The 24,912-nt window shown below is 42.3% G+C and carries 23 protein-coding genes; 6 read left to right on the top strand and 17 right to left on the bottom strand.

The window, feature by feature from the left end:
- Nucleotides 1-240: 240 nt before the first annotated feature.
- From DWX57_RS02595 to carB, 4 genes are all read left to right on the top strand, one after another.
- Nucleotides 241-1,128: a transporter substrate-binding domain-containing protein gene (locus tag DWX57_RS02595; protein ID WP_120122989.1), complete on the top strand. Its 888-nt coding sequence runs from the start codon at nucleotides 241-243 to the stop codon at nucleotides 1,126-1,128.
- Nucleotides 1,129-1,188: 60 nt separating this feature from the next.
- The gene (locus DWX57_RS02590; protein WP_004853031.1) at nucleotides 1,189-1,899 is read left to right on the top strand and encodes an amino acid ABC transporter permease; all 711 of its coding nucleotides are present in this window, start codon (nucleotides 1,189-1,191) and stop codon (nucleotides 1,897-1,899) included.
- The gene (locus tag DWX57_RS02585) at nucleotides 1,883-2,707 is read left to right on the top strand and encodes an amino acid ABC transporter ATP-binding protein (RefSeq protein ID WP_120122988.1); all 825 of its coding nucleotides are present in this window, start codon (nucleotides 1,883-1,885) and stop codon (nucleotides 2,705-2,707) included. Before DWX57_RS02590 ends, DWX57_RS02585 begins: the two co-directional genes overlap by 17 nt.
- 377 nt (nucleotides 2,708-3,084) lie before the next feature.
- The gene (carB, locus tag DWX57_RS02580) at nucleotides 3,085-6,312 is read left to right on the top strand and encodes a carbamoyl-phosphate synthase large subunit (RefSeq protein ID WP_120122987.1); all 3,228 of its coding nucleotides are present in this window, start codon (nucleotides 3,085-3,087) and stop codon (nucleotides 6,310-6,312) included.
- A 294-nt stretch (nucleotides 6,313-6,606) separates the two neighbouring features.
- Here the strand turns inward: carB and DWX57_RS02570 are convergent, their stop codons facing one another.
- The 8 genes from DWX57_RS02570 to DWX57_RS02540 all read right to left on the bottom strand — a co-directional run bounded on the left by DWX57_RS02570 (nucleotide 6,607) and on the right by DWX57_RS02540 (nucleotide 14,758).
- Nucleotides 6,607-7,479 carry an acyl-CoA thioester hydrolase/BAAT C-terminal domain-containing protein gene (locus DWX57_RS02570; RefSeq protein ID WP_120122985.1) on the bottom strand — a complete coding sequence of 291 codons (873 nt, stop codon included), beginning with the start codon at nucleotides 7,477-7,479 and terminating at the stop codon, nucleotides 6,607-6,609.
- A gap of 118 nt (nucleotides 7,480-7,597) precedes the next feature.
- Nucleotides 7,598-8,527 carry an acyl-CoA thioester hydrolase/BAAT C-terminal domain-containing protein gene (locus DWX57_RS02565; RefSeq protein ID WP_330514318.1) on the bottom strand — a complete coding sequence of 310 codons (930 nt, stop codon included), beginning with the start codon at nucleotides 8,525-8,527 and terminating at the stop codon, nucleotides 7,598-7,600.
- On the bottom strand, nucleotides 8,524-8,673 hold the full coding sequence (locus DWX57_RS14040; RefSeq protein ID WP_165852746.1) for a hypothetical protein: 150 nt from the start codon (nucleotides 8,671-8,673) through the stop codon (nucleotides 8,524-8,526). Before DWX57_RS14040 ends, DWX57_RS02565 begins: the two co-directional genes overlap by 4 nt.
- A 448-nt stretch (nucleotides 8,674-9,121) precedes the next feature.
- The gene (locus DWX57_RS02560) at nucleotides 9,122-9,391 is read right to left on the bottom strand and encodes a hypothetical protein (protein ID WP_117548860.1); all 270 of its coding nucleotides are present in this window, start codon (nucleotides 9,389-9,391) and stop codon (nucleotides 9,122-9,124) included.
- A gap of 188 nt (nucleotides 9,392-9,579) precedes the next feature.
- A complete protein-coding gene (locus tag DWX57_RS02555; protein ID WP_120122983.1) occupies nucleotides 9,580-10,995 on the bottom strand; it encodes an alanine/glycine:cation symporter family protein in 1,416 nt (471 codons plus the stop codon).
- Between the two features lie 166 nt (nucleotides 10,996-11,161).
- Nucleotides 11,162-12,490, bottom strand: coding sequence for a Na+/H+ antiporter NhaC family protein (locus DWX57_RS02550; RefSeq protein WP_117548858.1), 1,329 nt, complete (start codon nucleotides 12,488-12,490; stop codon nucleotides 11,162-11,164).
- A 24-nt stretch (nucleotides 12,491-12,514) separates the two neighbouring features.
- Nucleotides 12,515-14,185 (bottom strand): family 43 glycosylhydrolase, encoded by a 1,671-nt coding sequence (locus DWX57_RS02545; RefSeq protein WP_120122982.1) that lies wholly within the window; start codon nucleotides 14,183-14,185, stop codon nucleotides 12,515-12,517.
- A 138-nt stretch (nucleotides 14,186-14,323) separates the two neighbouring features.
- On the bottom strand, nucleotides 14,324-14,758 hold the full coding sequence (locus DWX57_RS02540) for a hypothetical protein (protein WP_120122981.1): 435 nt from the start codon (nucleotides 14,756-14,758) through the stop codon (nucleotides 14,324-14,326).
- A gap of 173 nt (nucleotides 14,759-14,931) precedes the next feature.
- Here DWX57_RS02540 and DWX57_RS02535 point away from each other — a divergent pair, with 173 nt between their 5' ends.
- Together DWX57_RS02535 and DWX57_RS02530 are read left to right on the top strand one after the other, a co-directional pair.
- Nucleotides 14,932-15,315, top strand: a complete 384-nt coding sequence (locus DWX57_RS02535; RefSeq protein ID WP_120122980.1) for a BlaI/MecI/CopY family transcriptional regulator — start codon at nucleotides 14,932-14,934, stop codon at nucleotides 15,313-15,315.
- Between the two features lie 3 nt (nucleotides 15,316-15,318).
- Nucleotides 15,319-17,157 carry a BlaR1 family beta-lactam sensor/signal transducer gene (locus tag DWX57_RS02530; protein ID WP_120122979.1) on the top strand — a complete coding sequence of 613 codons (1,839 nt, stop codon included), beginning with the start codon at nucleotides 15,319-15,321 and terminating at the stop codon, nucleotides 17,155-17,157.
- Here DWX57_RS02530 and DWX57_RS02525 read toward each other — a convergent pair.
- The 9 genes from DWX57_RS02525 to DWX57_RS13965 all read right to left on the bottom strand — a co-directional run bounded on the left by DWX57_RS02525 (nucleotide 17,145) and on the right by DWX57_RS13965 (nucleotide 24,871).
- Nucleotides 17,145-19,334 carry a DUF6070 family protein gene (locus tag DWX57_RS02525; protein ID WP_133300867.1) on the bottom strand — a complete coding sequence of 730 codons (2,190 nt, stop codon included), beginning with the start codon at nucleotides 19,332-19,334 and terminating at the stop codon, nucleotides 17,145-17,147. The genes DWX57_RS02530 and DWX57_RS02525 overlap by 13 nt on opposite strands.
- A 141-nt stretch (nucleotides 19,335-19,475) precedes the next feature.
- A complete protein-coding gene (locus tag DWX57_RS14035) occupies nucleotides 19,476-19,652 on the bottom strand; it encodes a C-GCAxxG-C-C family protein (protein WP_158579416.1) in 177 nt (58 codons plus the stop codon).
- Between the two features lie 236 nt (nucleotides 19,653-19,888).
- Nucleotides 19,889-20,101 carry a hypothetical protein gene (locus tag DWX57_RS02520; RefSeq protein WP_207666505.1) on the bottom strand — a complete coding sequence of 71 codons (213 nt, stop codon included), beginning with the start codon at nucleotides 20,099-20,101 and terminating at the stop codon, nucleotides 19,889-19,891.
- A gap of 43 nt (nucleotides 20,102-20,144) precedes the next feature.
- Nucleotides 20,145-20,702, bottom strand: coding sequence for a DUF5714 domain-containing protein (locus tag DWX57_RS02515; RefSeq protein ID WP_004851287.1), 558 nt, complete (start codon nucleotides 20,700-20,702; stop codon nucleotides 20,145-20,147).
- A 44-nt stretch (nucleotides 20,703-20,746) separates the two neighbouring features.
- Nucleotides 20,747-21,163, bottom strand: a complete 417-nt coding sequence (locus DWX57_RS02510) for an arsenate reductase ArsC (RefSeq protein WP_118016592.1) — start codon at nucleotides 21,161-21,163, stop codon at nucleotides 20,747-20,749.
- 23 nt (nucleotides 21,164-21,186) lie between these two features.
- Nucleotides 21,187-21,588 (bottom strand): C-GCAxxG-C-C family protein, encoded by a 402-nt coding sequence (locus tag DWX57_RS02505; protein ID WP_118757699.1) that lies wholly within the window; start codon nucleotides 21,586-21,588, stop codon nucleotides 21,187-21,189.
- Between the two features lie 260 nt (nucleotides 21,589-21,848).
- A complete protein-coding gene (locus DWX57_RS02500; protein WP_120122977.1) occupies nucleotides 21,849-23,939 on the bottom strand; it encodes an ABC transporter permease in 2,091 nt (696 codons plus the stop codon).
- Nucleotides 23,926-24,693, bottom strand: a complete 768-nt coding sequence (locus DWX57_RS02495; RefSeq protein WP_055144940.1) for an ABC transporter ATP-binding protein — start codon at nucleotides 24,691-24,693, stop codon at nucleotides 23,926-23,928. The genes DWX57_RS02500 and DWX57_RS02495 overlap by 14 nt, the downstream gene beginning before the upstream one ends.
- A complete protein-coding gene (locus DWX57_RS13965; RefSeq protein ID WP_133300866.1) occupies nucleotides 24,671-24,871 on the bottom strand; it encodes a hypothetical protein in 201 nt (66 codons plus the stop codon). The genes DWX57_RS02495 and DWX57_RS13965 overlap by 23 nt, the downstream gene beginning before the upstream one ends.
- Nucleotides 24,872-24,912 lie beyond the last annotated feature (41 nt).

The raw sequence follows: 24,912 nt of genomic DNA, 5'->3' as shown, positions 1-24,912 counted from the left end.
TACCTCCCTGTATTCTTCATATTTAAATATGAGTTTCATTTTTTTAATTGGTACAAATGTATTATATAGTAAATACTATTCATATAACAATGTTTATTTATAAATCGTGAATAAAAGCCTGTTTTTATTAGGTATCTCACTTTTTCCTGCTTTTGGAACGAGTTTTTTCATATATTAATTGCTTTTTTTGAAACACAATGGTATATTTATTCAGATAAAATATGAAAGGAAGATGTAAAAATGAAACTCAAAAAATTATTAGCAATTTCAATGTCAGCAGTTCTGGCTATGACAGCTCTTACTGCATGTGGAAGCAAGGATGATTCTTCGGAGGCAGGTTCAGGGAGTGCTTCATCAAAGAAGACTGCAAAGGTCATCGAGATTGACCTTACAGACGAGCAGTATGCTTTCGGTGTTGACAAGGAACAGCCTGAGCTCTTAACACAGGTTAACGATTTCATCAAGTCAATGAACGAAGACGGAACATTTGAAGAGATCTGCAATCACTACTTCGGCGATGGCGAGCCTGTTGCAGTTGAGTCAGCAACACTCGATGCAAACAAGGATCAGCTTGTAGTTGCAACCAATGCTGCATTCGAGCCATTTGAGTATACAAAGGGTGAGAACTACTATGGTGTCGATATGGAGATAGCTAAGGCTCTCGCAGACAAGCTTGGCAAGGAGCTCGTTATCCAGAACATGGATTTCGATGCTGTATGTCTCTCAGTTGGTCAGCACAAGTGTGATATCGCTATGGCAGGTCTTACTATAAAGCCAGACCGTGAGGAGTATGTAAGCTTCTCAGATTCATACTACAAGGCTTCTCAGAAGCTTATCGTTACATCAGACAATACAGAGTTTGATGAGTGCAAGACAGCTGATGATGTCAACAAGATCCTTCAGGCTAAGGGTTCAGACATGAAGATTGGTTTCCAGACAGGTACTACCGGACAGTTCTACTGCGAGGGTGACGCAGACTGGGGATTCACAAAGCTTGCTATGACTTCAACAGGCTACAAGAACGGTTCTCTTGCAGTTCAGGATCTTTTAAATGGTAACCTCAACTATGTTATCATCGATGCTGCTCCTGCAGCCAGCATCACTGCTGCTCTTAACGCAATGCAGTAAATTTTAATTCGGATTTAGTAATTTTAGTATTAACGCCAATTATGTTTGAAAGGATATTTCATGGGAGACATTTCTACAAAAATACAAAAGTTCATAGAAATATTCATCGACAACAACGGGTATGTTAAGGTAGTCGAGGGTCTGAAGAATACTGTGATAATAGCCATTGCCGGTCTTATCATCGGTATAATAATCGGTACCCTCATAGCTACCGTCAGGGTAATTCCAAAGTACAAGCGTCTGCCTAGAGTTCTGGATGCAATCTGCAGTGTATATGTAGGTTTCTTCCGTGGAACACCTATGGTTGTACAGCTTCTTCTCTTCTACTATGTTCTTCTTCCTATAGTGGGAGGACACATGACAGGAGTTCAGGTGGCTATGCTTGTATTCGGACTCAACAGCGGTGCCTACATCTCAGAGATCATGCGTGGTGGTATACTCTCCGTTGATCCAGGTCAGATGGAAGGTGGACGTGCCATGGGACTCAGTTTTTCAACTACCATGCTCAAAATCGTTATACCTCAGGCAGTCAAGAATATTCTGCCAACCCTTGGAAATGAATTTATTTCTTTAATAAAGGAGACTTCAGTTGTAAGTTTTGTCGGAGCAACTGATCTCTACGTTGCATTCAACTACATCGGAAGTAACAGCTACGAATTCATGGTCCCTTATCTGGTCATGGCACTTATCTACATCGTGATGGTGCTTCTCATCAGCCTGGGAATCAAATTAATGGAAAGGAGCCTGAGAAAGAGTGATAGACGTCATTAATCTTGAAAAAAGCTTCGGTGATAACAAGGTCTTAAACGGCATCAATATCACCATAGACAAAGGCGATATAATGGTTGTTATCGGCCCTTCAGGTTCTGGTAAAAGTACATTTCTTCGCTGTTTGAACTGTATGGAAGATCCTACCGGCGGCCAGATTATATTCAACGGTGTTGATATAGCAGACCCTAAGGTTGATATCAACATACACCGCCGTCATATGGGTATGGTTTTCCAGCATTTCAACCTGTATAACAACAAGACTGTTATACAGAATATCATGCTTGCACCTGTCTATGTCAGATGTCAGGATCTGAAAAAGGCAAAGCGGCATAATCTTCTGCTTCCTGTCACCAATCTCTTCCGCAAGGAAAAGCAGACAAAGCAGGAAATCACAACAACAAAATCAGAGATAATTGACGAGGCACATGCAAAGGCTGAGGAACTCCTGAAGAGGATCGGTCTGGAGGACAAGGCGGATGTATATCCATCTACTCTCTCAGGCGGTCAGAAGCAGCGTGTTGCCATCGTCCGTGCTCTTGCCATGAATCCTGATGTCATTCTGTTTGATGAGCCAACCTCCGCTCTTGACCCTGAGATGGTCGGTGAGGTTCTTGATCTCATGAAGGCTCTTGCAGATGAAGGCATGACAATGATTATTGTTACCCATGAGATGGGATTTGCCAGGGAGGTTGCCAATAAGGTCGTATTTATTGACGACGGACAGATTCTTGAATCCGGTACACCGGAGGAATTCTTCGGCAACCCTAAGAATCCTAGACTTAAGGATTTTCTTTCAAAGGTGTTATAAGACATTTTATCTGTGTTTTTTAAGACAGATTGTAATATCGCAGTTTATCCGGCATGTATGGCATTTCATACTTGCCGGTTTTTTTTTAGACCGTTATCTGCTGTTCCCTGTTTCTTTTTAATATAATTCTTTTTAATTTAATTCTTGATCCATTTCATATTTCAGTTCATTTTTTCAATTTATTTCCTTATTAGCTATGTACTTTTGGGCTCTTATACTTTATAATAACAATAATTTGGGCATTTTTATAAAAGAAAATAAACGATGTCCGGCAATGTTTAAAATCACATTAAAATACTTCTTTATTTTGTGTGATTTCATGTAGTTTTCAGTGCTCTCGCTCTGAACAAGAATCATTTTACAATAAGGAGAAAGATATGCCAAAAAGAGAAGACATTAACAAAGTTCTGATAATAGGATCTGGTCCAATCATCATCGGTCAGGCATGTGAGTTCGACTACTCAGGTACTCAGGCGTGCAAGGCCCTTAAGAAGCTTGGTTACGAGATCGTATTGGTCAATTCCAACCCTGCTACCATCATGACAGATCCTGAGACAGCTGATGTCACATACATTGAGCCGCTCAATGTCAAGAGACTTGAGCAGATAATTGCAAAAGAGAGACCTGACGCTCTTCTTCCAAATCTCGGAGGACAGTCAGGACTTAACCTTTGTGCTGAACTTGCAAAAGAAGGCATCTTAGACAAATACAATGTCAAGGTCATCGGTGTTCAGGTAGATGCCATTGAGCGCGGTGAGGACAGAATCGAATTCAAGAAATCCATGAACGCAATCGGAATAGAAATGGCAAGAAGCGAGGTTGCCTACTCTGTAGATGAGGCTCTCGCCATCGCAGATCAGCTCGGATACCCTGTTGTTCTTCGTCCTGCATACACCATGGGCGGTGCCGGCGGCGGACTCGTATACAACAAGGAGGAGCTCAAGACTGTCTGTGCAAGAGGTCTCCAGGCCAGCCTTGTAGGTCAGGTTCTCGTTGAGGAGTCAATCCTCGGATGGGAGGAGCTTGAGCTTGAAGTTGTACGTGACTGCGAAGGCAATATGATCACTGTATGTTTCATCGAGAACATCGATCCTCTCGGCGTACACACAGGTGATTCATTCTGCTCCGCTCCTATGCTTACAATCTCTGAGGACGTTCAGAAGAGACTTCAGGAGCAGGCATACAAGATCGTTGACTCTGTTGAGGTCATCGGTGGAACAAATGTACAGTTCGCACATGACCCTGTATCTGACAGAATCATCGTAATCGAGATCAACCCTAGAACATCCCGTTCTTCTGCTCTGGCATCAAAGGCTACAGGATTCCCTATTGCCCTTGTGTCAGCCATGCTGGCAACAGGACTTACCCTCAAGGATATCGAGTGCGGTAAGTACGGCACACTGGATAAATACGTTCCGGACGGTGACTATGTGGTTATCAAGTTCGCACGTTGGGCATTCGAGAAGTTCAAGGGTGTTGAGGACAAGCTCGGAACCCAGATGCGTGCCGTAGGTGAGGTTATGAGTATCGGTAAGACCTACAAGGAGGCATTCCAGAAGGCTATCCGAAGCCTTGAGACAGGAAGATACGGTCTCGGCTACGCCAAGGACTACAATACAAAGAGCAAGGATGAACTATTGCGCATGCTTGCACATCCATCAAGCGACAGACATTTCATCATGTACGAGGCGCTCAGAAAGGGTGCTACAGTAGATGAGATTTTCGATATAACAAAGGTTAAGCACTACTTCGTTGAGCAGATGAAGGAACTCGTTGAGGAAGAGGAAGCACTCGCAGCACATAAGGGCACTCTCCCATCTGACGAGGCACTCACCACTGCAAAGAAAGACGGTTTCTCAGACAGATACCTCAGCCAGATTCTTGAGATTCCTGAGGAGGACATCAGAAATAAGAGAATCGAGCTCGGAGTTACTGAGGCATGGGAAGGCGTACACGTAAGTGGAACAAAGGACAGCGCTTACTACTACTCCACATACAATGCACCTGACAGCAATCCGATAAATGAGGACAAGCCAAAGGTTATGATCCTCGGCGGAGGTCCTAACAGAATCGGTCAGGGTATCGAGTTTGACTACTGCTGCGTACATGCATCACTGGCACTTAAGAAGCTCGGATTTGAGACTATCATAGTAAACTGTAATCCAGAAACTGTTTCAACTGACTATGATACATCAGATAAGCTCTACTTTGAGCCACTTACACTTGAGGATGTTCTCAGCATTTACAACAAGGAAAAGCCAGTGGGCGTCATCGCACAGTTCGGCGGTCAGACACCTCTTAACCTTGCTTCTGACCTTGAGAAGAACGGCGTAAAGATCCTCGGTACATCTCCTGCTGTCATCGATCTTGCAGAGGACAGAGATCTCTTCCGTGAGATGATGGATAAGCTTGAGATACCTATGCCAGAATCTGGTATGGCTACTACTGTTGACGAGGCACTTAAGATTGCTCACAAGATTGGCTATCCAGTCATGGTCCGTCCATCATACGTTCTCGGTGGACGTGGTATGGAGGTCGTATACGATGACGAGAGCCTTGACGGATATATGAGAGCTGCCGTTGGTGTCACACCTGACAGGCCTATACTTATAGACAGATTCCTGAATCACGCCCTTGAGTGTGAGGCAGATGCCATAAGCGACGGAACTCACGCATTTGTTCCTGCCGTTATGGAGCACATCGAGCTTGCCGGAATTCACTCAGGTGATTCAGCCTGCATCATTCCTTCAGTACACATCACTGCTGAGAATGTTGCTACTATCAAGGAATATACAAAGAAGATCGCTGAGGAAATGCATGTCGTAGGTCTTATGAACATGCAGTACGCTATTGAGAAAGGCAAGGTATATGTTCTCGAGGCAAATCCTAGAGCATCCCGTACAGTACCCCTCGTATCAAAGGTATGTAACGTGCGCATGGTTCCTATCGCTACTGATATCATCACATCAGAGCTCACAGGAAGACCATCTCCTGTTCCAGCTCTCAAGGAGCAGCACATACCATATTACGGAGTTAAGGAGGCTGTATTCCCATTCAACATGTTCCCAGAGGTTGACCCGATCTTAGGACCTGAGATGAGATCTACAGGTGAGGTTCTCGGACTTTCAACCTACTACGGAGAGGCATTCTACAAGGCTCAGGAGGCTACACAGACTCTCCTTCCTACAAGCGGAACTGTCCTGATCTCTGTAAACAGAAAGGACAAGGATGAGGTTATCGAAATCGCTCAGCTTTTCGAAAAAGCAGGTTTCAAGATCCTTGCTACAAGCGGAACATATGCCATAATTACGGCTGCCGGAGTTAAAGCTGAGAAAGTCAAAAAACTCCAGGAGGGCAGACCAAATATCAATGACCTTATAACAAATGGCTCTATAGACCTGATAATCAATTCTCCAAGCGGTAAGGAAAGTGCCCACGATGACAGTTACCTCAGAAAGGCTGCCATCAAGGCAAAGATTCCTTATGTGACTACAATTGCAGGCGCAAGAGCAACCGCAAAGGGTATCCTGTACGTTCAGGCACATGGCGACAGCGATGTGAAGTCACTGCAGGAGCTTCACAGTGAGATAAAGGACGCTGAGTAATATCGGGCGCGGGCGGCTTTGCCGCTCAGGTGGCCCTGCTGATTGATGGCAGATGCTGCTTCTTGGCGGCATGGCTGTTTATTTAGCTTGCTGTTTGCCGGTTCGTGGATTAGCAAGCTTGCTCAGCATTCAAAAGTGCATAAATTTTTCGCTAGAATAATAAAAACCGGGAAAAAGATACAATTTCTAATAATTTTGTATCTTTTTCCTGGTTTTCTTTTGATTTGCGAAAATATTATGCGCTTTTTATTGATTGTCTTTCTCGTCAAACTGCACTTCTCGATTAGTTTTAAACTATAAATCTGCTACACTCCACGAACTGAGAGTCTTCAATATGATTTCCAGCGTATCTTCCCTCGCCTTCTGACATTCCTGCGGGAATTTCTTCTCTCTAGGCAGTGCGCCATTGTTCACCGGGAAATATCCCAGATTGTGACTGCCTGTCTCCGAATTTATATGCCTGTAACCGTGCGTAAAGTTCTCACGCTTAAGTCTCTCCATAAGCAGCTCCGAGTCATGCTTTGACGGCACAGATTCATCGTGGGTCGATGTGAGGAAAAGAATGTCACCGCATATCTTTTCAACCGGGATCTCATTCTCTATCGTTCCATTTTTCTCCCACTCTTCAAAGAAGTACAGCACGCGCATATGATGTTCCTTTATGCATCTTTTCAGGAAATTGGAAAACATATGTGCATTTGACACATACGGAAAGTCTTTTCCACGATAGGAAACCATCGCCTTGCAAGGATCAAGATCAGCCTTGCCGCTACCCTGCATGATATGTCCAAATGTCGATGCCGCTATAACCAGACTTATATCCGGCACGACCGAAGCAGCAAGCAGCGCCATTCCCGCGCCCTTGGAATTGCCATATATACCGAACCTTCTGTATTTTCCTGATCCGTACTTCTTCATGCGGTCAATAGCAGTCTGGAACATCTCCAGAGGGATCGCCCTCATGGTATCCGGAAGTCCCGGTGCACCATAATATGTCATGGCAAGAACAGAGTATCCCTTCTTTGCAAATAGCCCGGCATACTTCTCAGGCAGTTCCAGTCCTTTTAGTCCCTGGATGACGATCAGAAGCCTGTCATCCTCACTTTCTGTGTCATATAAGATCCCCTCAAATCCATCCTTCAGATATGTATATTTTGATTTCTTCATAAAGCCCCTTCTCCTATTGGACTATAGTCCATTTTAACGTCCTTGTATCCGTGTGACATGGAAATTACAGCACTCATCCCCCTGTCCAAGAGTCTTGGTACGATGAAGCTGGCCTCCTTCATTCCTGTATCCATTCCTTAAGTGCGGCTGAGAGTCTTCTGTCTATATCCTTTCTCGTCGCCTCGCACTCATTTGGATAATCCTTTGCAGCCTTGAATATAAACTTCATGACGAATTTCAGTCCAACCGGAAGTGCCATACGAAGCATCGATTCCGGCAGCACAAAATGGGTTCCGTGCTCATACACAAGCGGCACATACTCACATGTATGCGGACGTTCCTTCAGTCGCTGATCCATTCTGCGGATGTATTTGCCCGCCTCCCAGAATGAGTCGTCATCTGCGCCAATAAGAAACAGCTTTCCCTTTATATTCTCAACCTTGATCATTTCCTCTTCTGTGTGTTCCCTGACTTTTTCCGAATCAATAAACAGGCAGGTACTGCGCTCAATGTCGCCGGAGCCCTTTGTCTCCTCCTCGATTTTCTGCCAGTACACAGGATGCTCATACACAAATGGCATGTAAGCAAGAGGCTCTCCTCTCCACGAAAGAGTCGATGCATCCGGTATCGGCCATTCCTTACATCCGTCTTTGTTACCCTGTTCAAATCCCTGCCATACAAAGTCACTTGCCGTAAGTCCAAATGTCAATGTGATATCAGGAAAATACGACGCCGCAACCAGGGAATCCATGCCAGCCGTACTCATTCCCATGATTCCTATTTTCCGGTTTCCATGACTTTTCAGCCATGCAATAGCCGTCTCTATTCTCTCAAGCGGGTTATTTACATGGCTGTAATTCTTCTTTCCGGGAGATATGCAGAGTGCGTTCACACCATTTTTGTGCAGCCACTTTGCTCCGCACTTCGCCATAAAATCATTCGGATCGTCTCCAAACAGTCCTATGAATGCACAGTCAGCCCCATTTGGATTCTCGTAATATGTTCCATAGAATCCGTCCTTCTCGATCTCAAAAAACTGTTTTTTCACAACTTTTCCCTCCATTTTCCTGTATGCTCCAGACCGCCCTCGCTGCCTGATAACACAATGACAACTTTATCTCTTCTGTCACCAACCGGATATAAGACACAATCCGTCTTGTGCAGTGTTTCTTTTATAGTCTCAGAACCTATCATTTGTTACATCCCCCTGATCCAATTCTCTTAACAACCACAATGTTAGTCGTTACTAACTTTATTGTCAACTGTTATTGCTTTATAAATCAAAAAAACTCCCGCAAATAAAAAAGCACCCGCAAACACATCTTCTAAGACCTGATGATGTGTTTGCGGATGCCATTTGCATCGTATTATTCTTCTATATAAAAGACAGCCTTGCCACTTCCTGCGTTTTCTCTTGCTGATGCAAAAATCGAAGAATATGTATCATGCTTTCTGAAAAATTCACTACCAGCAGCACAACATAGCCATCATCATATACGGGATAGCCAAGATATTGACCGTCTATCGGTAGCACCTTTTGATATTATATTAGCATCAAGCCTCACTCATGCCAAACATATATCGATGGGAAGACACCTTATAGCAAACAATAATATTCAATACTTAATTGATATATCCAATTTCATTCATTTGTTTTGAAATTTTTTACCGCCATTGCAATCATTGCCACACTATATATCAATACAATTATCAACATAAATCGTGAAATCATAAAACCAACAGTGAACTGTATCGGAATACAAATCAGCGGTATTAGTATAATCGAAAATATGATTGAAAATATTGGATGTTTCCTCTTGATATTGAAATATAGCGCAAGTATTGCCATAGCAATGCCACTCAAGAACATAATTCCCAATACTATAAGTAAAAATGTTATTGTATTTCCCATAATAAACTCCTCCATTAAATATTACAATACAGAGTTTCCCTATCATCTATCGCAAAACTTACTTTCTAGGACCAGCTCCATATTGGTCAATTCTACTGTAAGCAAAAAAGCAGCCAGACAAAATTTTGCCTGACTGCTGATAGGTGCTTCCCCAATTATTACATATAAATATTTACTTCTATTGACCCCTACAGTTCCTTGTGGCGTGCAAAGTAATCCTTTGTCTCTGCCACAACCACACTGCTGAGTGCAAGCAGTGCTATGATATTCGGAATCGCCATAAGTCCGTTAAATATATCAGCGATAGTCCATACAGCCTTAACTGTCATGTATGGTCCGATAAATACGCAAAGTATGTATAACCAACGATAGATCTGAACTGAAACCTTGCTGCCATTTGTGAGGTACTCAAGACATCTCTCACCATAATAGTCCCAACCAAGGATAGTTGTAAATGCGAAGAATACAAGGCAGATCATCAGGATGAATGCTGCAACCTGACCTGGCATAAAGAAAAGTCCCTTTTGGAATGCATCAGTTGTGACTGCGATTCCCTCAAGGCTGCCATCCTGCCAGCTTCCCATCATAACGATTGAAAGACCTGTCATTGTACATACGATGATAGTATCAATAAATGTACCTGTCATTGTTACAAGTCCCTGACGAACAGGCTCCTTTGTCTGAGCGGCTGCTGCTGCGATAGGTGCAGAACCAAGACCAGCCTCATTCGAGAAGATACCACGTGCAACACCCTTCTGCATGGCAATTGCAAGACTTGCTGTAACACCACCTGCAAATGACATAGGCTTAAATGCGCACTTGACTATTGTTGCAAATGCAGCTGGAACTTTATTTATATTAACTATGATAAGAACCAGACACACCACAATGTAGAGAACTGCCATGAATGGCACTATAACCTGAGAAACCTTTGATATTCTCTGGATTCCACCGATTACGACAAGTCCTACAAGGATTGCAAGTATAAATGCTGTGATGACGATGGCTATTGAGTAGTCATTTCCAAGGATTGATACTGTATTGGCCTTGTCAGGATCAAAGAAAGCCTGAACTGCAGAAGCAATACCATTTACCTGTGTAAATGTACCGATACCCATAAGACCTACGCATGCTCCGAAGAATGCAAATATCTTTGCAAGCCACCTCCACTTGTGACCCATACCATTCTCAATGTAGTAGAAAGGTCCTCCGAGAACGTGTCCATCCTCGTCAATCTTTCTGTACTTTACAGCAAGCAGTCCCTCTGAATACTTTGTTGCCATTCCAAAAAGCGCTGCGATCCACATCCAGAAAAGTGCTCCGGGACCACCGGCAAGGATACCTATAGCTGTTGCTACTCCTACGATATTACCTGTACCGATAGTTGCTGAAAGTGCTGTACATAACGCGCCAAAGCTCGTCACCTCTCCTGTACCGTCTTCCTCATTCTTAATCATGAATCTCAGTGCCTTTGGCAGATGAACTATCTGAAGGAACTTAAGTCTGATCGTCAGATAGATTCCGCAGACGATGATGAGTATTATGAGTGGCAAGCCCCAGACAATATCATCAACTTTGCCTAAAAAGTTTGTGAATGCGTCCATGTTTCTCCTCCTGTTTTTTTATTTATAATTCACAAGTGTAAATTATAGCATAAAAATTCTTAAATAAAAACGAAAAAACACGCATTTTCAAGATTTTTCTTGCTTTTTTGCGTGTTTTTTCGAATATTTATTTATTATATTGCGAAATCTCGTCAATTTATATTCTTTACCGTCTCTTTGCCAGATGTGTTTTGTCATTACTTCTTATAAGCATCCACACAAGCGAACTGACAAGAAGAAGTATTGGATAAAACAGATTTGGAATTATCTGGAATGCTGATATCTCATGTCCCAGCTCCGACACCGCTGATATTGCAACCAGCATCTGGGCACCGTAAGGAATGATTCCCTGGAATATGCATGAAAATGTATCAAGCAGCGACGCTGATCTCTTCGGGGATATACCATAATCCTCTGCCATCTCCTTTGCTATCGGATTTGCCATGACTATCGCGACCGTATTGTTGGCTGTGGCTATGTCCATGGCTCCAACCAGAAGTCCGATTCCGAGCTGACCTCCCTTGTCACCCTTGAACACCTTCTTTATAGCCGAAAGCAGCGCCTCAAATCCGCCATACTCTCTGATGAGTGAACACATGGCAGCCACAAGTACAGCTACCATACTCGTCTCGAACATTCCCGCTGCACCGCTTCCCATATTCGTCAGGAGATCCACTGCTGCCGTCTGCCCTGTGGCAAGCATGATGATGGAGCCTGACACGATTCCAACTATCAGGACTACAAACACATTAAATCCCACTATTCCTCCTATGAGTACCAGAACATAAGGAATGATCTGTATCATATTGTAATCATGGTGCACTACTCCGCCTATCTCAGTATTGAATGACTTAACCAAGATTACTATGAGCGTCACAATCGCCGCAGGAAATGCTATCCAGAAGTTTGCCCTGAACTTATCTTTCATGGCACACCCCTGACCATTACATGCTGCTATGGTCGTATCCGATATGAACGACAGGTTATCTCCGAACATCGCACCGCCCATGATGGACGCCACGCAGAGCGGCAGATTAAATCCTGACGCATCGGCAACCGCAACTCCTATAGGCGTCAGAAGTGTTATTGTTCCAACAGACGTTCCCATAGCTGTTGATACAAAGCATGCTACAACGAACAGAACCGCCACGGAGAATCTCGCCGGAATGATACTCAGCATAAAGTATGCCACACTCTCGGCACTGCTCCGCCCCACGACTCCCACAAATATTCCCGCCGTCAGGAATATGAGCAGCATGGTTATAATATTTTTGTCTGTAAGTCCATTTGCCATGATCTGAAGCTTCTCATCAAAGCTTACCTTTCTGTTCTGCAGACATGCCACAAATATCGCCACCATAAAGGCGACCACTATTGGAATATTGTAAAATCCCATCGGGATCTTCAGCACGTACTCAAACAGTATTCCAAGTCCCAGATACAGGACAAGAAAGACGTATATAGGTATCAGTGCCGCACCATTTGACTTCTTCATAATTCTCCCTCTTCTTTCAATATTTTACCTAAATCGGATATCTTTTAATTGAACCTTTCTTCTGCCACGGTATACAAGATACAACGCGTGGACTCCCTCCGGGAAATCCACTCTGTTCTCGCACCATCTCCACTCTGTCTCTGAGATATCTTCAGATACAGGTATATCTATTCTTCCGATACTCTCACCATATTCTGTCACGCATATGTCAAAGTATCCATGATTTTGCACATCTGACGAAGAACACCTCTTATCATTCACTCCATCCGCATTGATATCACAGGATCCATCCATGCTTGTTGATTTATTTCCTGCCAGGTTGTTTTCATCCTTGAGCTGCTCCTGATTCTCGCATCTCTCGTCTACCCTGACAGGTCCCTCATACACCACCTTGTTGGCATCCGTCTCATATCTGACATTCACGCCAAATGTACTGCTGCCCTCAAGCGCAAAATACTTATACCCCATGAGTGTTCCATCCTCTATCTCCGCAATAAATCTATCCTCACCCTTGTTCGTCACATTTGGAAATTCTGTCGTATATATACTGTTGGAGCCGTGTGGCATATGTCCATTTGTCAAGTTGCATGCTATCACTGCCGGATACGTGCCTTTTGCCACAAGCGGGCCATCGTTCAGACCGCAGCTCGTAACCTCCACCTGGTCTATATGTCCATCCGCAGCTATATAGATCTTCTCGGCACAGGCCTGTCTGCTGTAGTCCGACTTATGTGTGAGCCTGTGATAGAACACGTACCACTGACCATCTATGCACTCTATGCTTCCGTGCGTGGTCCCGGTCATATTCAGCTTGTTCTCTAAACTTCTTCCCTTATATCCCACATCGCCATTTGACACTATTGTTCCGCCAAATGTAAATCCGTGATCCGGATAATCGCTCACAGCATAGCACAGCTCATGGTTCTGCCATGACGAATAAACAAAGTAGTATTTGTCTCCCACCTTTCTCATGGATGAACCCTCGAAAAATGGATGCTCCTCAAATGATGTTCCCTTCACGGCGTAAGGTATGATGTGCCTCGGTTCTTCCTTAACCGTCAGCATATCGTCCTCAAGCACCACCATGATCGGTCCCATGATGCTGTCCTTGTAGCCAAGTATATCATCCTTTGTTCTTCCGAACATGGATACCTCATCGCACAGCCTGCCATTTGTCAGGAAATCAGGCTCCTCCTCGTATCCGTACTGGGTGCCGTAGAATATCCTGATGGTTCCGTCATCATTCATGGCTGCCGGATCAAAGCAAATGTACTTCTTCATAACAGTACCGTCCTTGTACTGCACATGACCAAGATATTCGTATTTGCCCGCCGGTGTATCACACACAGCTACACTGATCGGACCTGTATATCCGCCGTAACCGTAGTCACCGCCCATACAGTAATACAGATAATATCTGCCGTCATTTCCCCTCACGACATCTGGCGCGTACATATACTTCAGCTCCGGGTATGCCGGATCCTGGCTCGCCCTGTATGTAATACCCTCGCATCGCCAGCTTGTCAGATCTTTTACCGGCGCGGAGTACACCACATAATCCTGCATACAGAACGTGTAACCGCCCTCCTTATCGTGAGATCCATAATGATAAACCCTGTCGCCCCATACATGCGGCTCGCCGTCCGGTATGTACTCATTCAACGGCAAAAAAGGGTTGTAAACCTGCCTGTTCATATATCTTCTCCTTCTTGTATCAATTTTTTCTGTTTCACTAAAACAATAAATACCCAACATGATCCGCGTCATCTACAGACATGTTGGGTTTTCATATTTACAAGTATATTTAATAAAACTTTTTTAGTCAACCAGCACTTATAAAAAAGGCTGCATCTGCTCGCAGAGTTTCTTCTCAAGCTCTATGAGTCTCTTCGTCTTATCCTTCGCCCTGTCATCTGCTGCATTGTATTCGTTCAGATATTTGTTCAGCGACTTCACACCCATATTGCAGCCATCCGTCATAAGCTCCGCTATGGTATTGTCCGACTCATCCACTATGAGTTTCACATTTGTCTTGATCCAGGACATGCTCTTGGCTATTGGATTTGGATCCTTGCCATCGTCGTGGTACTCATCCAGCAGCTTCTGTATCTCCTGTTTTATTGCATCGTGTTCCTCTTTACATTCTATAAGTATCTTCTTTATCTTCGCCGCGTGCACATACCCAAGCACCTCATCAATAGACGAAACACCCATCTTGATCCCGGCATCACATTCCCTGAGCAGCTTTATTGTGTCTGGTGATATCATCTCATATACCTCCTTAGCCTGTATATGAGTATATTACCCTGTGTTTGAAAATTATATACTCTGCTAAACAAGCCTTTTGGGAGAGTTTCTTCATATGTATAGACAAAGGTTGACACCCCACCCCATAATCTTTATACTGTTATTACAAACGTAGTATTAAAGGAGTATAATCTATGAAACACATTCCCCAGATTTCCGAAGCTGAATATGAAGTTATGAAGGTTATATGGAAATATGCCCCTATAAGCACAAATGACATTACTGACAAACTATTGCAGACCACTTCATGGAATCCCAGGACTATCCAGACTCTCATCAAAAGACTTTCTGATAAGTCTGCCATCTCCTATGAGAAAAAGGGCCGCATGTTCGTCTACTCCCCTGTCATCAGTCAGGAGGAATATCGAAAACATGAAAGCTCATCTTTTCTAAAGAAGTTTTTCAATGGACACATATCCGACATGGTTTCTGCGTTTGTGGCTAGTGATGAGCTTAGTGCTGATGATATAAAGGAACTTCAAGACATATTAAATGGAAAAGGCACCGGGAGGGAATAAGGCTTGACTGAATTTTTCACACATTTTTTTATAAGCAATATATCCATAAGTTTATCTCTGCTGCTACTGATATTTGTTCGATTTATATTCAGAAAACAGCTAACATGTAACGGCAGATACAACACCATATATATTGTGCTGGTTCTTCTCGTATTTCCATTTATCCCTGTAAATAATTCATTTATATTCCAAGCCATAGGTTTCATACGATCATTATTTCACAGGGGTACTTCTGCCGCAAATACAGTTACTCCTGTGCCTATCAATACCAGCCCTTCATCAAATGGGAACTGGATGAACGACTTTGCTATATCTGTAAACAGTACATCTACAATATATCCAAAGCTCCTTTTTATTATCTGGCTTGCCGGAGTTTGCATATTTTCCATCCGTTTAATAGTGTCAGGCATATCACTATACAAGCTGAAAAAATCTGCTGTTCCAGTCACCGACGATACTGTCATATTGAATATATATTCGGAATGCCTTGAGCTCTGCAATGTGCGCAGATACAAACCGAAATTATATTCCTCCTCTGCTTTATCTGGAGCGGTCATTGTAGGTGTATTCCGCCCTGTTATATATATTCCACGGCAAATCAACGACTGCATATCCGATTACACAATAACCGACCTGAGACATATTTTGTTACATGAACTACAACATTTTAAACGCAGAGACAATGCCGTGAATATGTTTATCTGTATATTCTACATACTGTATTGGTTCAATCCTGTTGTTATATACACATTACATACAGCAAGACATGACAGAGAAAAAGCATGTGACAATAATGTATTGCAGAGCCTCGGTCAAAACTATGCCGCGAAGTATGGGCAGACCATCCTCCGTGCGGCTGCAAGCAGATTCAGTAGTTCATCATCGCTATCATTCAAGAGCAAAAGCAGGAAAAAATTACTTAAAACAAGACTTCAGCTTATTGTTAATTTCAAACCTGTCACCAAGAGAGAAAAACGAAAATGTATATATGCATTTTTCATTATCATATTTCTGATGACTGTATGTGCGCCATTATCTGTATATGCTCTGGATGATACACAATACAAGGATTTTGCCCCAGTGAATCTGGAATCCTTGGATCTATCCAGCTACTTTTGGGGCTACAACGGCTGTTTTGTGCTGTACGACAAAGGAAATGATAAATGGTTTATCTATAACCAGGACAGAGCCCTATGCCGCACTTCACCGGATTCTACATATAAAATATATGACGCAGTGATGGCTCTTGAACATGGCATCATAACTTCCGACAACTCATTTATGCGCTGGGATGGGAGCACTTACCCTTTTGATGCCTGGAACACAGATCAGACACTTCGATCTGCCATGACCGGATCTGTAAACTGGTATTTTGACAATCTGGATGCAGCTATGGACCACACAGATGTGAAAAATTTTCTCAGTCTTATTGAATATGGAAATCAGAATATCAATTCAGTTCAGAACTGTTACTGGCTGGAATCCTCTCTGACTATATCCCCGGTAGAGCAGGTAGAACTGCTATGTCACCTGAAAAATAATGATTGGAAGCTGTCTAAGACAAATGTGGATACAGTCATAGAGTCCATGTTTATTGCAAACTCAGATGGAAAAAGTCTGTATGGCAAGACAGGTACCGGCAGAGTTAATGATGTAAATATAAACGGCTGGTTCGTCGGATTCATTACATCTAATGATAATGATTACTTTTTCGCCACGAATATATCACTTTCAGAAAATGACAATCAGTTTTTATCAGCGGACGGACTTTCCGCATCGAAGATCTCTCTGTCAATACTGCGTGATCTCGGAATATATGCATATGGATATCAGTCAGAATAAACTGGTATGTCACATTCCATCTTCTCTATATGATTTGACATATATTTGAAAGTACCATCATCTTCCGGTTTTACTGTAAGTGTATTTCTAAATGCAATGTCAGATCCCTTGTCAGCCCACACCGCATCAACAATAAGTGTAACCGTTCCATCATCGTTGTAGGAATAGTCCACAACCTCTCCAAATGGTGGATACTGTTTTCCAAGGATGACATGATATCTGTACGAATCTTTTTCTGAATTGTAATCACAATTATCCCTCAACTCCGTCACAGTGACAGGGAACATTGACAACATAACAGACTCATATTTGTCTGCATCTATCCATCCACCATCAGGTTTTAGATTTTCACCAGTGTACAGTCTGTATATATCATCAAACATACATGGCACAAGTATATCTGATGCATTTGACTCATCCCAATCGATAACAAGCATATTGTAATTCACATAACTAAGCCCATACACATATTTTCTTGTCAGTTCCCTGCATTCATCCGTCAACGGACTGACTCTGAAATACTCCTTCAGTCCACCATGAGCTATTATATTTGAGTATGTATATATAAAGTAGCCTTTTTTTGTGAGTTTCATATCTCTTAAATCCCGTATGCCAGTCGCTATAAACTTCCAGTCATGATTCTCGAATTTTGCTGTGTTGAAAATCATCTGTATCCGGCTGTCATCATACACAAATGTCATCTCCGTCACGCTTGCATCCCTGTTTACCCTATATACGCAAATGTAATCACGCCCTCCACCATCTGTATAATTTCTATAAAAAGACTGAAATAACTGATAATTATACATATTGGTATCATCAGCAAAACATATCAGTCCACTGCTTCCTAAGATATCTACTGCACCATATATTAAATCACTATTATCCGAAATATCTTCATCCTCATACAACTTTCTTATGGCATCTGACTGCAATATTCCTATTATATCTACTTTAACATTCTCCATTTCGTCATCGGATAACAGACTATCATCAATAACATTTCCATTCTGATTTATTGTGATGGTCTTATCTCCGTAGTGCTCCTGCCACTCTTTATCAGAAAGCCTGTCTCTGTACCAATATATCCCCTCTTTGCCCATCGTCAGAACATCATTTGACACATACTCAAATCCATCATTTTCTTTCTCCTTTATCGTAACTTTATGTGTAAATAATCTTCCACTCTCATCCTTCTCCGAAACAGCATTTACTATGAGGGTTATTGTTCCGTCAGCATTATACTCAGCATCCACTACCTCTGGAAATGGAACCAATGGTGTCACACTGTGATCAAACATCCCCCTCGTTCTGTACTGATACATCTGTCTGGACACATCATACACATTGACATGCTGAAGTACGTCTGTAGACACAGGCAAATACTCCTGAAACACCTTCTCGTATAACTTCCCTTCTATCATATATGTAACCCCCTCGTCCGAATAGGGACTGGACATACCATATTTCATTTTGTAAAGTGCTTCATAGATATCATAATAATTTATTTTGTTCATATCTGATTCATCCCAGTTTGTGGTAAATAAATTATTCGAATCATATCCAATCGTCTTGATATACTTTCTGTTAAGTACCCTTAACTTCTCATCCAGAGGCTCAACTCGTAATGCCGTATACGCAGAATCTCCGTCATATCCTCCCATACTGTACCTCTCAAAAAATAGATATCCGTCTGTGTATTTCCATGTATAGGCCTTATAGTTTTCTTCATTTTTCTCAACAAAACAGTTATTCTCCCACACATAGAATCGCCTGGTTATCATAACATTGTTACCGCCTGATTTAAAATCAAACCTTACAAAGGACTTATCATACATGACCTGCAGTATTGTACATCCTGCATCTCTGTTTTCAGCCACCTCTGATAAAAACATCTCCGCATTCTCTGCATTTGCCATATTGATCTGATTCTCCACATCCACAGCTATGTACCCCTTACTTCCCATCGATTCTATTACGGTCCTAGTCTGATTCAGTTTTTCTTCCTCGGTCTTGCGTTTCATATCCTGACAGGATGAATATATATCATCCAAATCTGCAATAAACTGATTTTCATCAGATATACTAAAATCAATAACTGTCCGCTCTGCGTCCGTCACTGCTTTTTTATTGGAACAACTGCATAACAATATGGCTATGCCAACCAAAAGCAGCATACAATATAACTTCTTGCATATATTACATATGTAGTATTTCGAGATAAAAAAATATAAGCTCATCATATTAAAACTCCTTTATAATAAATATTACGTTTGTAATATTTATTATAAAGGAGTTTATTGCTGTGTCAATACTAATTACTTATAACTTCGCCCTGCGATTAAGTAACTCCTGGCGGCACAATCGGTCATGCCGTTGTGGTTATCTGCTATCCTGCGCCTGAACTGATTTATGACATAAGGATTCTCAACGACAAGATCGCCAAGCACCATAAGTCCTCCTGTGATCGCACCGCATGTCAAACCACATTTCATTGCAAAATCAATACATTTTGCTGCAAAGAATATATGGATAAAGAAAACATCACAAGAAATGCACTCGCCAGAGCTATTAACAATATGCTTTGTTTTTAAAATGCAATCCCGGTGATATAATAAGATACAAAAATTGACATAATCAAAGCCTTCCCCATAAAATTATAGAGAACAAAAGCCCTGCACTATATTCTGCAAGGTTTCTGTTCTCTATGTTTTTTACTATATTCTCACTCTTAAAAATCAACCAGCATTTCTGCAATTTCCTCATCATCAAGATCTGGATTTTCTTCAATTAAATCCATTACTTTGATAACGAATGATTCTGAAACCCCAAGGAAATCACTTGTAGATTCGATTTTGTCTCTGGATATTTTTCGAATCAGAAATACTTGGTTTTTCATTTCACCAAGTTCTATATTTTCTCTGTCTCTCATCTGCAATGTCATGTATTCTCTCCTCCATTTTTCACTGTTTTTTTACCTTCTGAGCCTAAATAAAGAATGGGCATCTCTCCCCAATGCACTGCGCATTCATATCACTATACTCACATTGCCTATGCTCATACTGTAACGCCATACCATAATGGCTGTTCACATACTCTATTCCATTCTTGAATGCTATCATCGCATCCCGTTTGCAGCATCTCGGACCATTTATAGTTCCAAGTTCACCAATGGCCGCTGATGTATACTGCATGTGATCTCCCCATGTGCCATCAGCGGATAGTGGTCCAGTGCCGTCAATTATGGCAAGTGCCGCACCTATGGATGTTATAGCACCGCAAATTCCCCATAAGCCACACATCGCCCCCGGCATGCGCAACCCCTCGGACATGAGTTTATCCAGAGCAACATCAATGTCTATGTTTCCACCTGCATTTTTATATGCCACCAGCAGACTTGCACCGTCAAGTATATGGTGCTCCGGGCCATGCATACTCACATAGTCTTTGGCAGCAATATTTCTAAATATAGTGACAGGATTTGTTCCCTGTTCCCGTTTTATATCCCTTATGATGTATTCAGCTTTTTCTCTTATTGTCATCATATATTTCACCTCAACTGAAAGTTCTCCATTAAAATATCTTATCTTTATTCCAATGGCGCGTCTCCTCCAATTTGTTTCTTCAACTTCAATATATTATTTTCGATTTCTTTTATCACTTTCTTAAATGCCTCATCATCACAGCCAGTCGGATCTTCCAGTCCCCAGTTGTCATCAAATGGTCTTCCGATAAACGGACATCCGACATTACATCCCATAGAGATCACAATATCCGGTTCAGGTATATCGCTGATCAGCTTGCTATACTGTCTGTTTTCTTCCATATCTATCCCATATAATTCCTTCATGATCCGAACTCCATCCTGATTGATCTGTGGCTTCGTCTCCGTTCCCGCCGAATAGCTTTCAAATACATCATATGCCAGATATTTCCCGAGAGCCTCGGCAATCTGACTCCTACAAGAATTGTGAACACAGATAAATGCAACCCTCTTTTTTCTCATAAAAGCTTCCTCCAACTCTACGTTCAACCTTCATTACTTTCTACCAGTTCATCTATCAGCTCTATAGCCTCCCTGATCATGCCATCACAGTGCACTTTCTTGATTCCACCCTTTTGTGCATTTGCCTTTAACAGATCGACACAATCGGTCATGCCATTGTGGTTATCTGCTATCCTGCGCCTGAACTGATTTATCACGTATGGATTTTCAACGCCCAGAGCGCCAAGTACCATAAGTCCTCCTGTGATCGCACCGCATGTCAAGCCGCACTTCATGCCACCACCGAAATTAGCACTGAGCTTTGCCGCCATATCTCCTGTTATTCCGAGCTCGTCCGCGTAAGCCCGCAGGATGGTCTGCGCACAGTTATTGACCATCGGTGTCTCGTTTCTTATCTCCATAGCTTTTTCTACGTGTTTGTTCATTATGACTTCCTCCAATCCATATACAAATAATCATTTGTTAACCATCAAAATTCCTTTTTATGTATCCCTTTGAGGAATTTCCCCATTACAACTCTATATAAAAAATGGCGGGGAGTCTCCCCGCCTAATTAGGTTGGACCTGGGTCTTACGACCAGCCCAGACAATGTGACATGTCACATTTATATCGTATGTTGATGATAACATAATTATGTTATTCATTCAATAAAAAGTGCAATTATTTTCAATAATAGTTATATCCTCACTCACTGATAATCTTCCTGCTGCACAGATATGTTATAAGGAAATATCCACCATATATGATCATCACGATAGCAGCTGTGATTCCGATAGCACCTGCTATATCATACGCTCCCATAGTGTCAAGAATCTTCATGCTGACCATCATTCCAAATATCGAATGGACTATGGCGAGAGCAAGTGGGAATACGAAGAATAGTCCCATCTGTGAGAAAAGAGCCTTGTTGATCATGCGCTGATCCACGCCAAGCTTTCTGAGCATCTTGTATCTCTCTATGTTGTCTGTGCTCTCCGAGAGCTCTTTGAGTGCAAGGATGGCTGCACCGGATATGAGGAATATGAGTCCGATATACATACCTATAAATGATGCTATCGCTCCTACTCCCACGCTGGCTGCTTTCACGCTGTCCTTAGTATTTACTGTGATAAGTCCGCCGAGTTCATCCTTCTTTGATACATTCCTTATGATCGTATCACTATCCTGTATGACATCCCTGTCCTGATCGGCATACTTTCCGATGAAATATTCCTTTGCAAACTGTGCACCTTCAACGGCTGAATCCGGCACGATAAACACGCCTGTATTGACCGGCTGTGTGGCAAGCTCTATATCTCCGTCTATACAGTATGAGATAACCGGCTTAAGCTTGTTGCCATATACCTCTATCTCTTTGCCCTCCTGAAGTCTCTCGTCACGAATCTTCACGAATATTCTATAATTTGCCAGGATGGCATATTCGTCATCGTCAAGCTGGAGCTCAGCATTGTCATAAAGCTTTGCAATCTTGTTGTAGTCGGACTGTGATATGATCTCCTCCGTTCCATCAAATCCAGACCAAGCGTTTACATCTATTCCAAGAGAATCAATCAGTGCCTCATCTCCCAGATAGTTTCTGATAGTAAGTGTAGGACATGTATACGTGTGTACGTCAACATAATCTGAAAAGTATGTTCCGAGATCTATATTATTTTCACTATATACGTCCTCTATGCTCTTTCCATCAGTAACTTCAAGTTTCTTCAAAAGATCATTTGTCTCGCTGTCATTACCCATCTCGTCTTCATCATAATAGATTGAATCACCGCTCTGGGTCTTTGATATACACACATCCGCTCTTGCATATTTCGCAATGCCCTCATTTAATGAATTCTTTACTGCAAGTGCTGATGAAAGCACACATATTGTCACAAAAAGCATCAGACAGATGACTGATATTGAAAGTACATTTGTGTTGACACGGCTGCTCATCTGTCTGACGACAAATGAATTGAGTCCCTTATAGTACACATTCTTCATGGACGACACGATCCTGAAGAGCATTCCGGACACTGACCAGAAGAAAAGCACCGTTGCAACGCATCCGACCACGATCCACTTGTAGAGATCATTCATGTACATGTCATTTATATCGCTAATTACCGCATGATAAGCATATCCAAGTGATCCAGCTGATATCAGGAACACGATAACTGATACCCATGGATTCTTGATCTTGACATTCTCAGACTTTCTTCCATTCTGGAAAAGGTCGATGAGCTTACATTTGCTGATGATAAATGTGTTGAAGATTATAACCACCACATATATGATTGCAAAATACAGACAGGTCTTGGCAAATGCGCTGCCCGAGAACACAAAGCTATATGATGACATATCTGCATCGAACATGTTTGCAACGAGTACACTTGTGAGCTGTGAGATCCCTATTCCGGCAAGAAGTCCTACCACAAGTGATGCAAGTCCGATGATTAGTGTCTCGATGAAAAGCATTGTGGACACCTTGCGTTTTCCCATTCCAAGGATGAGGTACAGACCAAATTCTTTGTTACGCCTCTTCATCAGGAAACGGCTTGCATATATGATGAGGAATCCGAGCACAAATGCGATGAACACACTGACACCCGCAATCATCTTGCTCATGAGCTGCACGACCTGTCTTGTGTCAGCCGATATCCGGAGCATGGCGGTCTGCGTCTCTATGGCGTTGAACACATAGAAGATTGCAACACCGAGTACCAGAGTGAAGAAATATATGGCATAGTCCTTTATACTCTTCTTCATATTTGATACGGAAAGCTTAAAGAGCGTCATTCAGATCACCTCCAAGCAGTGTCACGACATCTATGATCTTATTGAAAAATTCTTTTCTAGTATCTCCTCCTCTTCTGAGCTCGTGGAACACCTTTCCATCCTTGATAAAAAGTATCCTGCCTGCATAGCTGGCTGTAAATGAATCATGTGTTACCATGAGTATCGTTGTCATGAGATCCTCATTTAGATGCTTAAGTCTCTCAAGCAACAGCTTTGCCGACTTGGAATCAAGTGCTCCCGTAGGCTCATCTGCAAGCACAAGCTTTGGGTCAGTGATGATGGCTCTTGCAGATGCGACTCTCTGCTTCTGACCGCCCGACATCTGGTACGGATACTTCTTCAGAACACTCTCGATCTCAAGCTCCTTTGCAACAGCTCTGACCTTCGCATCTATCTGCTTTGCAGGAACATTCTGTATGGAAAGTGCCAGTGCGACATTCTCATACGCTGTGAGTGTGTCAAGAAGATTGAAATCCTGGAATATAAATCCAAGCTCCTCTCTTCTGAACTCGTTAAGCTTGTTGCCCTTGAGTGTTGTGATATCCTTGCCGCCCACATAGATGTGTCCGCTGCTAACCTTATCTATAGTTGAAACGCAGTTAAGCAGTGTTGTCTTACCGCTTCCCGATGCACCCATGATAGCAACGAACTCTCCTGCCTCCACATCAAATGATATTCCATCTATAGCCTTTGTCATATTGGATTTGTTTCCATAATATTTCTCAATGTTGTCAATCTTTAATATTGTTTCCATTGAATTTCCCACTGGATTTTCCATAGAATTTTTCATTGAATTTTTCGTTGAATTTTTTGTTGGATTTTCCATTGAAATGCCTCCTCAAATGTTTGTTTATTACTGCTCTCACCATTGAACATATTTGCAGTTTACACATTTTGAAAGCAATTGTCCTTTTTCCATTATTACCTAACATTACAATTCTGTAACCTTGGGGACGCTCACCCGATCTGGTAT

It is taken from the genome of Coprococcus sp. AF19-8AC (genome assembly GCF_003603115.1).
Classification (GTDB): Bacteria; Bacillota; Clostridia; order Lachnospirales; family Lachnospiraceae; genus Coprococcus; species Coprococcus aceti.
The sequence above is the reverse complement of the archived record's forward strand: the minus strand, read 5'-3'. Positions and strand labels throughout refer to the sequence as shown.

Coding starts and splice junctions, on each gene's coding strand:
- DWX57_RS02535 (WP_120122980.1), top strand. CDS start 14,932: ATGAAACACATTCCCCAGATTTCCGAAGCTGAATATGAAGTTATGAAG.
- DWX57_RS02590 (WP_004853031.1), top strand. CDS start 1,189: ATGGGAGACATTTCTACAAAAATACAAAAGTTCATAGAAATATTCATC.
- DWX57_RS02545 (WP_120122982.1), bottom strand. CDS start 14,185: ATGAACAGGCAGGTTTACAACCCTTTTTTGCCGTTGAATGAGTACATA.
- DWX57_RS14035 (WP_158579416.1), bottom strand. CDS start 19,652: ATGAAATGTGGTTTGACATGCGGTGCGATCACAGGAGGACTTATGGTG.
- DWX57_RS02595 (WP_120122989.1), top strand. CDS start 241: ATGAAACTCAAAAAATTATTAGCAATTTCAATGTCAGCAGTTCTGGCT.
- DWX57_RS02570 (WP_120122985.1), bottom strand. CDS start 7,479: ATGAAGAAATCAAAATATACATATCTGAAGGATGGATTTGAGGGGATC.
- DWX57_RS02525 (WP_133300867.1), bottom strand. CDS start 19,334: ATGCTGCTTTTGGTTGGCATAGCCATATTGTTATGCAGTTGTTCCAAT.
- DWX57_RS02495 (WP_055144940.1), bottom strand. CDS start 24,693: ATGGAAACAATATTAAAGATTGACAACATTGAGAAATATTATGGAAAC.
- DWX57_RS02515 (WP_004851287.1), bottom strand. CDS start 20,702: ATGATGACAATAAGAGAAAAAGCTGAATACATCATAAGGGATATAAAA.
- DWX57_RS02540 (WP_120122981.1), bottom strand. CDS start 14,758: ATGATATCACCAGACACAATAAAGCTGCTCAGGGAATGTGATGCCGGG.
- DWX57_RS02520 (WP_207666505.1), bottom strand. CDS start 20,101: ATGACATTGCAGATGAGAGACAGAGAAAATATAGAACTTGGTGAAATG.
- DWX57_RS13965 (WP_133300866.1), bottom strand. CDS start 24,871: ATGTTAGGTAATAATGGAAAAAGGACAATTGCTTTCAAAATGTGTAAA.
- DWX57_RS14040 (WP_165852746.1), bottom strand. CDS start 8,673: ATGATAGGTTCTGAGACTATAAAAGAAACACTGCACAAGACGGATTGT.
- DWX57_RS02500 (WP_120122977.1), bottom strand. CDS start 23,939: ATGACGCTCTTTAAGCTTTCCGTATCAAATATGAAGAAGAGTATAAAG.
- carB (WP_120122987.1), top strand. CDS start 3,085: ATGCCAAAAAGAGAAGACATTAACAAAGTTCTGATAATAGGATCTGGT.
- DWX57_RS02560 (WP_117548860.1), bottom strand. CDS start 9,391: ATGGGAAATACAATAACATTTTTACTTATAGTATTGGGAATTATGTTC.
- DWX57_RS02555 (WP_120122983.1), bottom strand. CDS start 10,995: ATGGACGCATTCACAAACTTTTTAGGCAAAGTTGATGATATTGTCTGG.
- DWX57_RS02510 (WP_118016592.1), bottom strand. CDS start 21,163: ATGAGAAAAAAGAGGGTTGCATTTATCTGTGTTCACAATTCTTGTAGG.
- DWX57_RS02505 (WP_118757699.1), bottom strand. CDS start 21,588: ATGAACAAACACGTAGAAAAAGCTATGGAGATAAGAAACGAGACACCG.
- DWX57_RS02550 (WP_117548858.1), bottom strand. CDS start 12,490: ATGAAGAAGTCAAATGGTGCGGCACTGATACCTATATACGTCTTTCTT.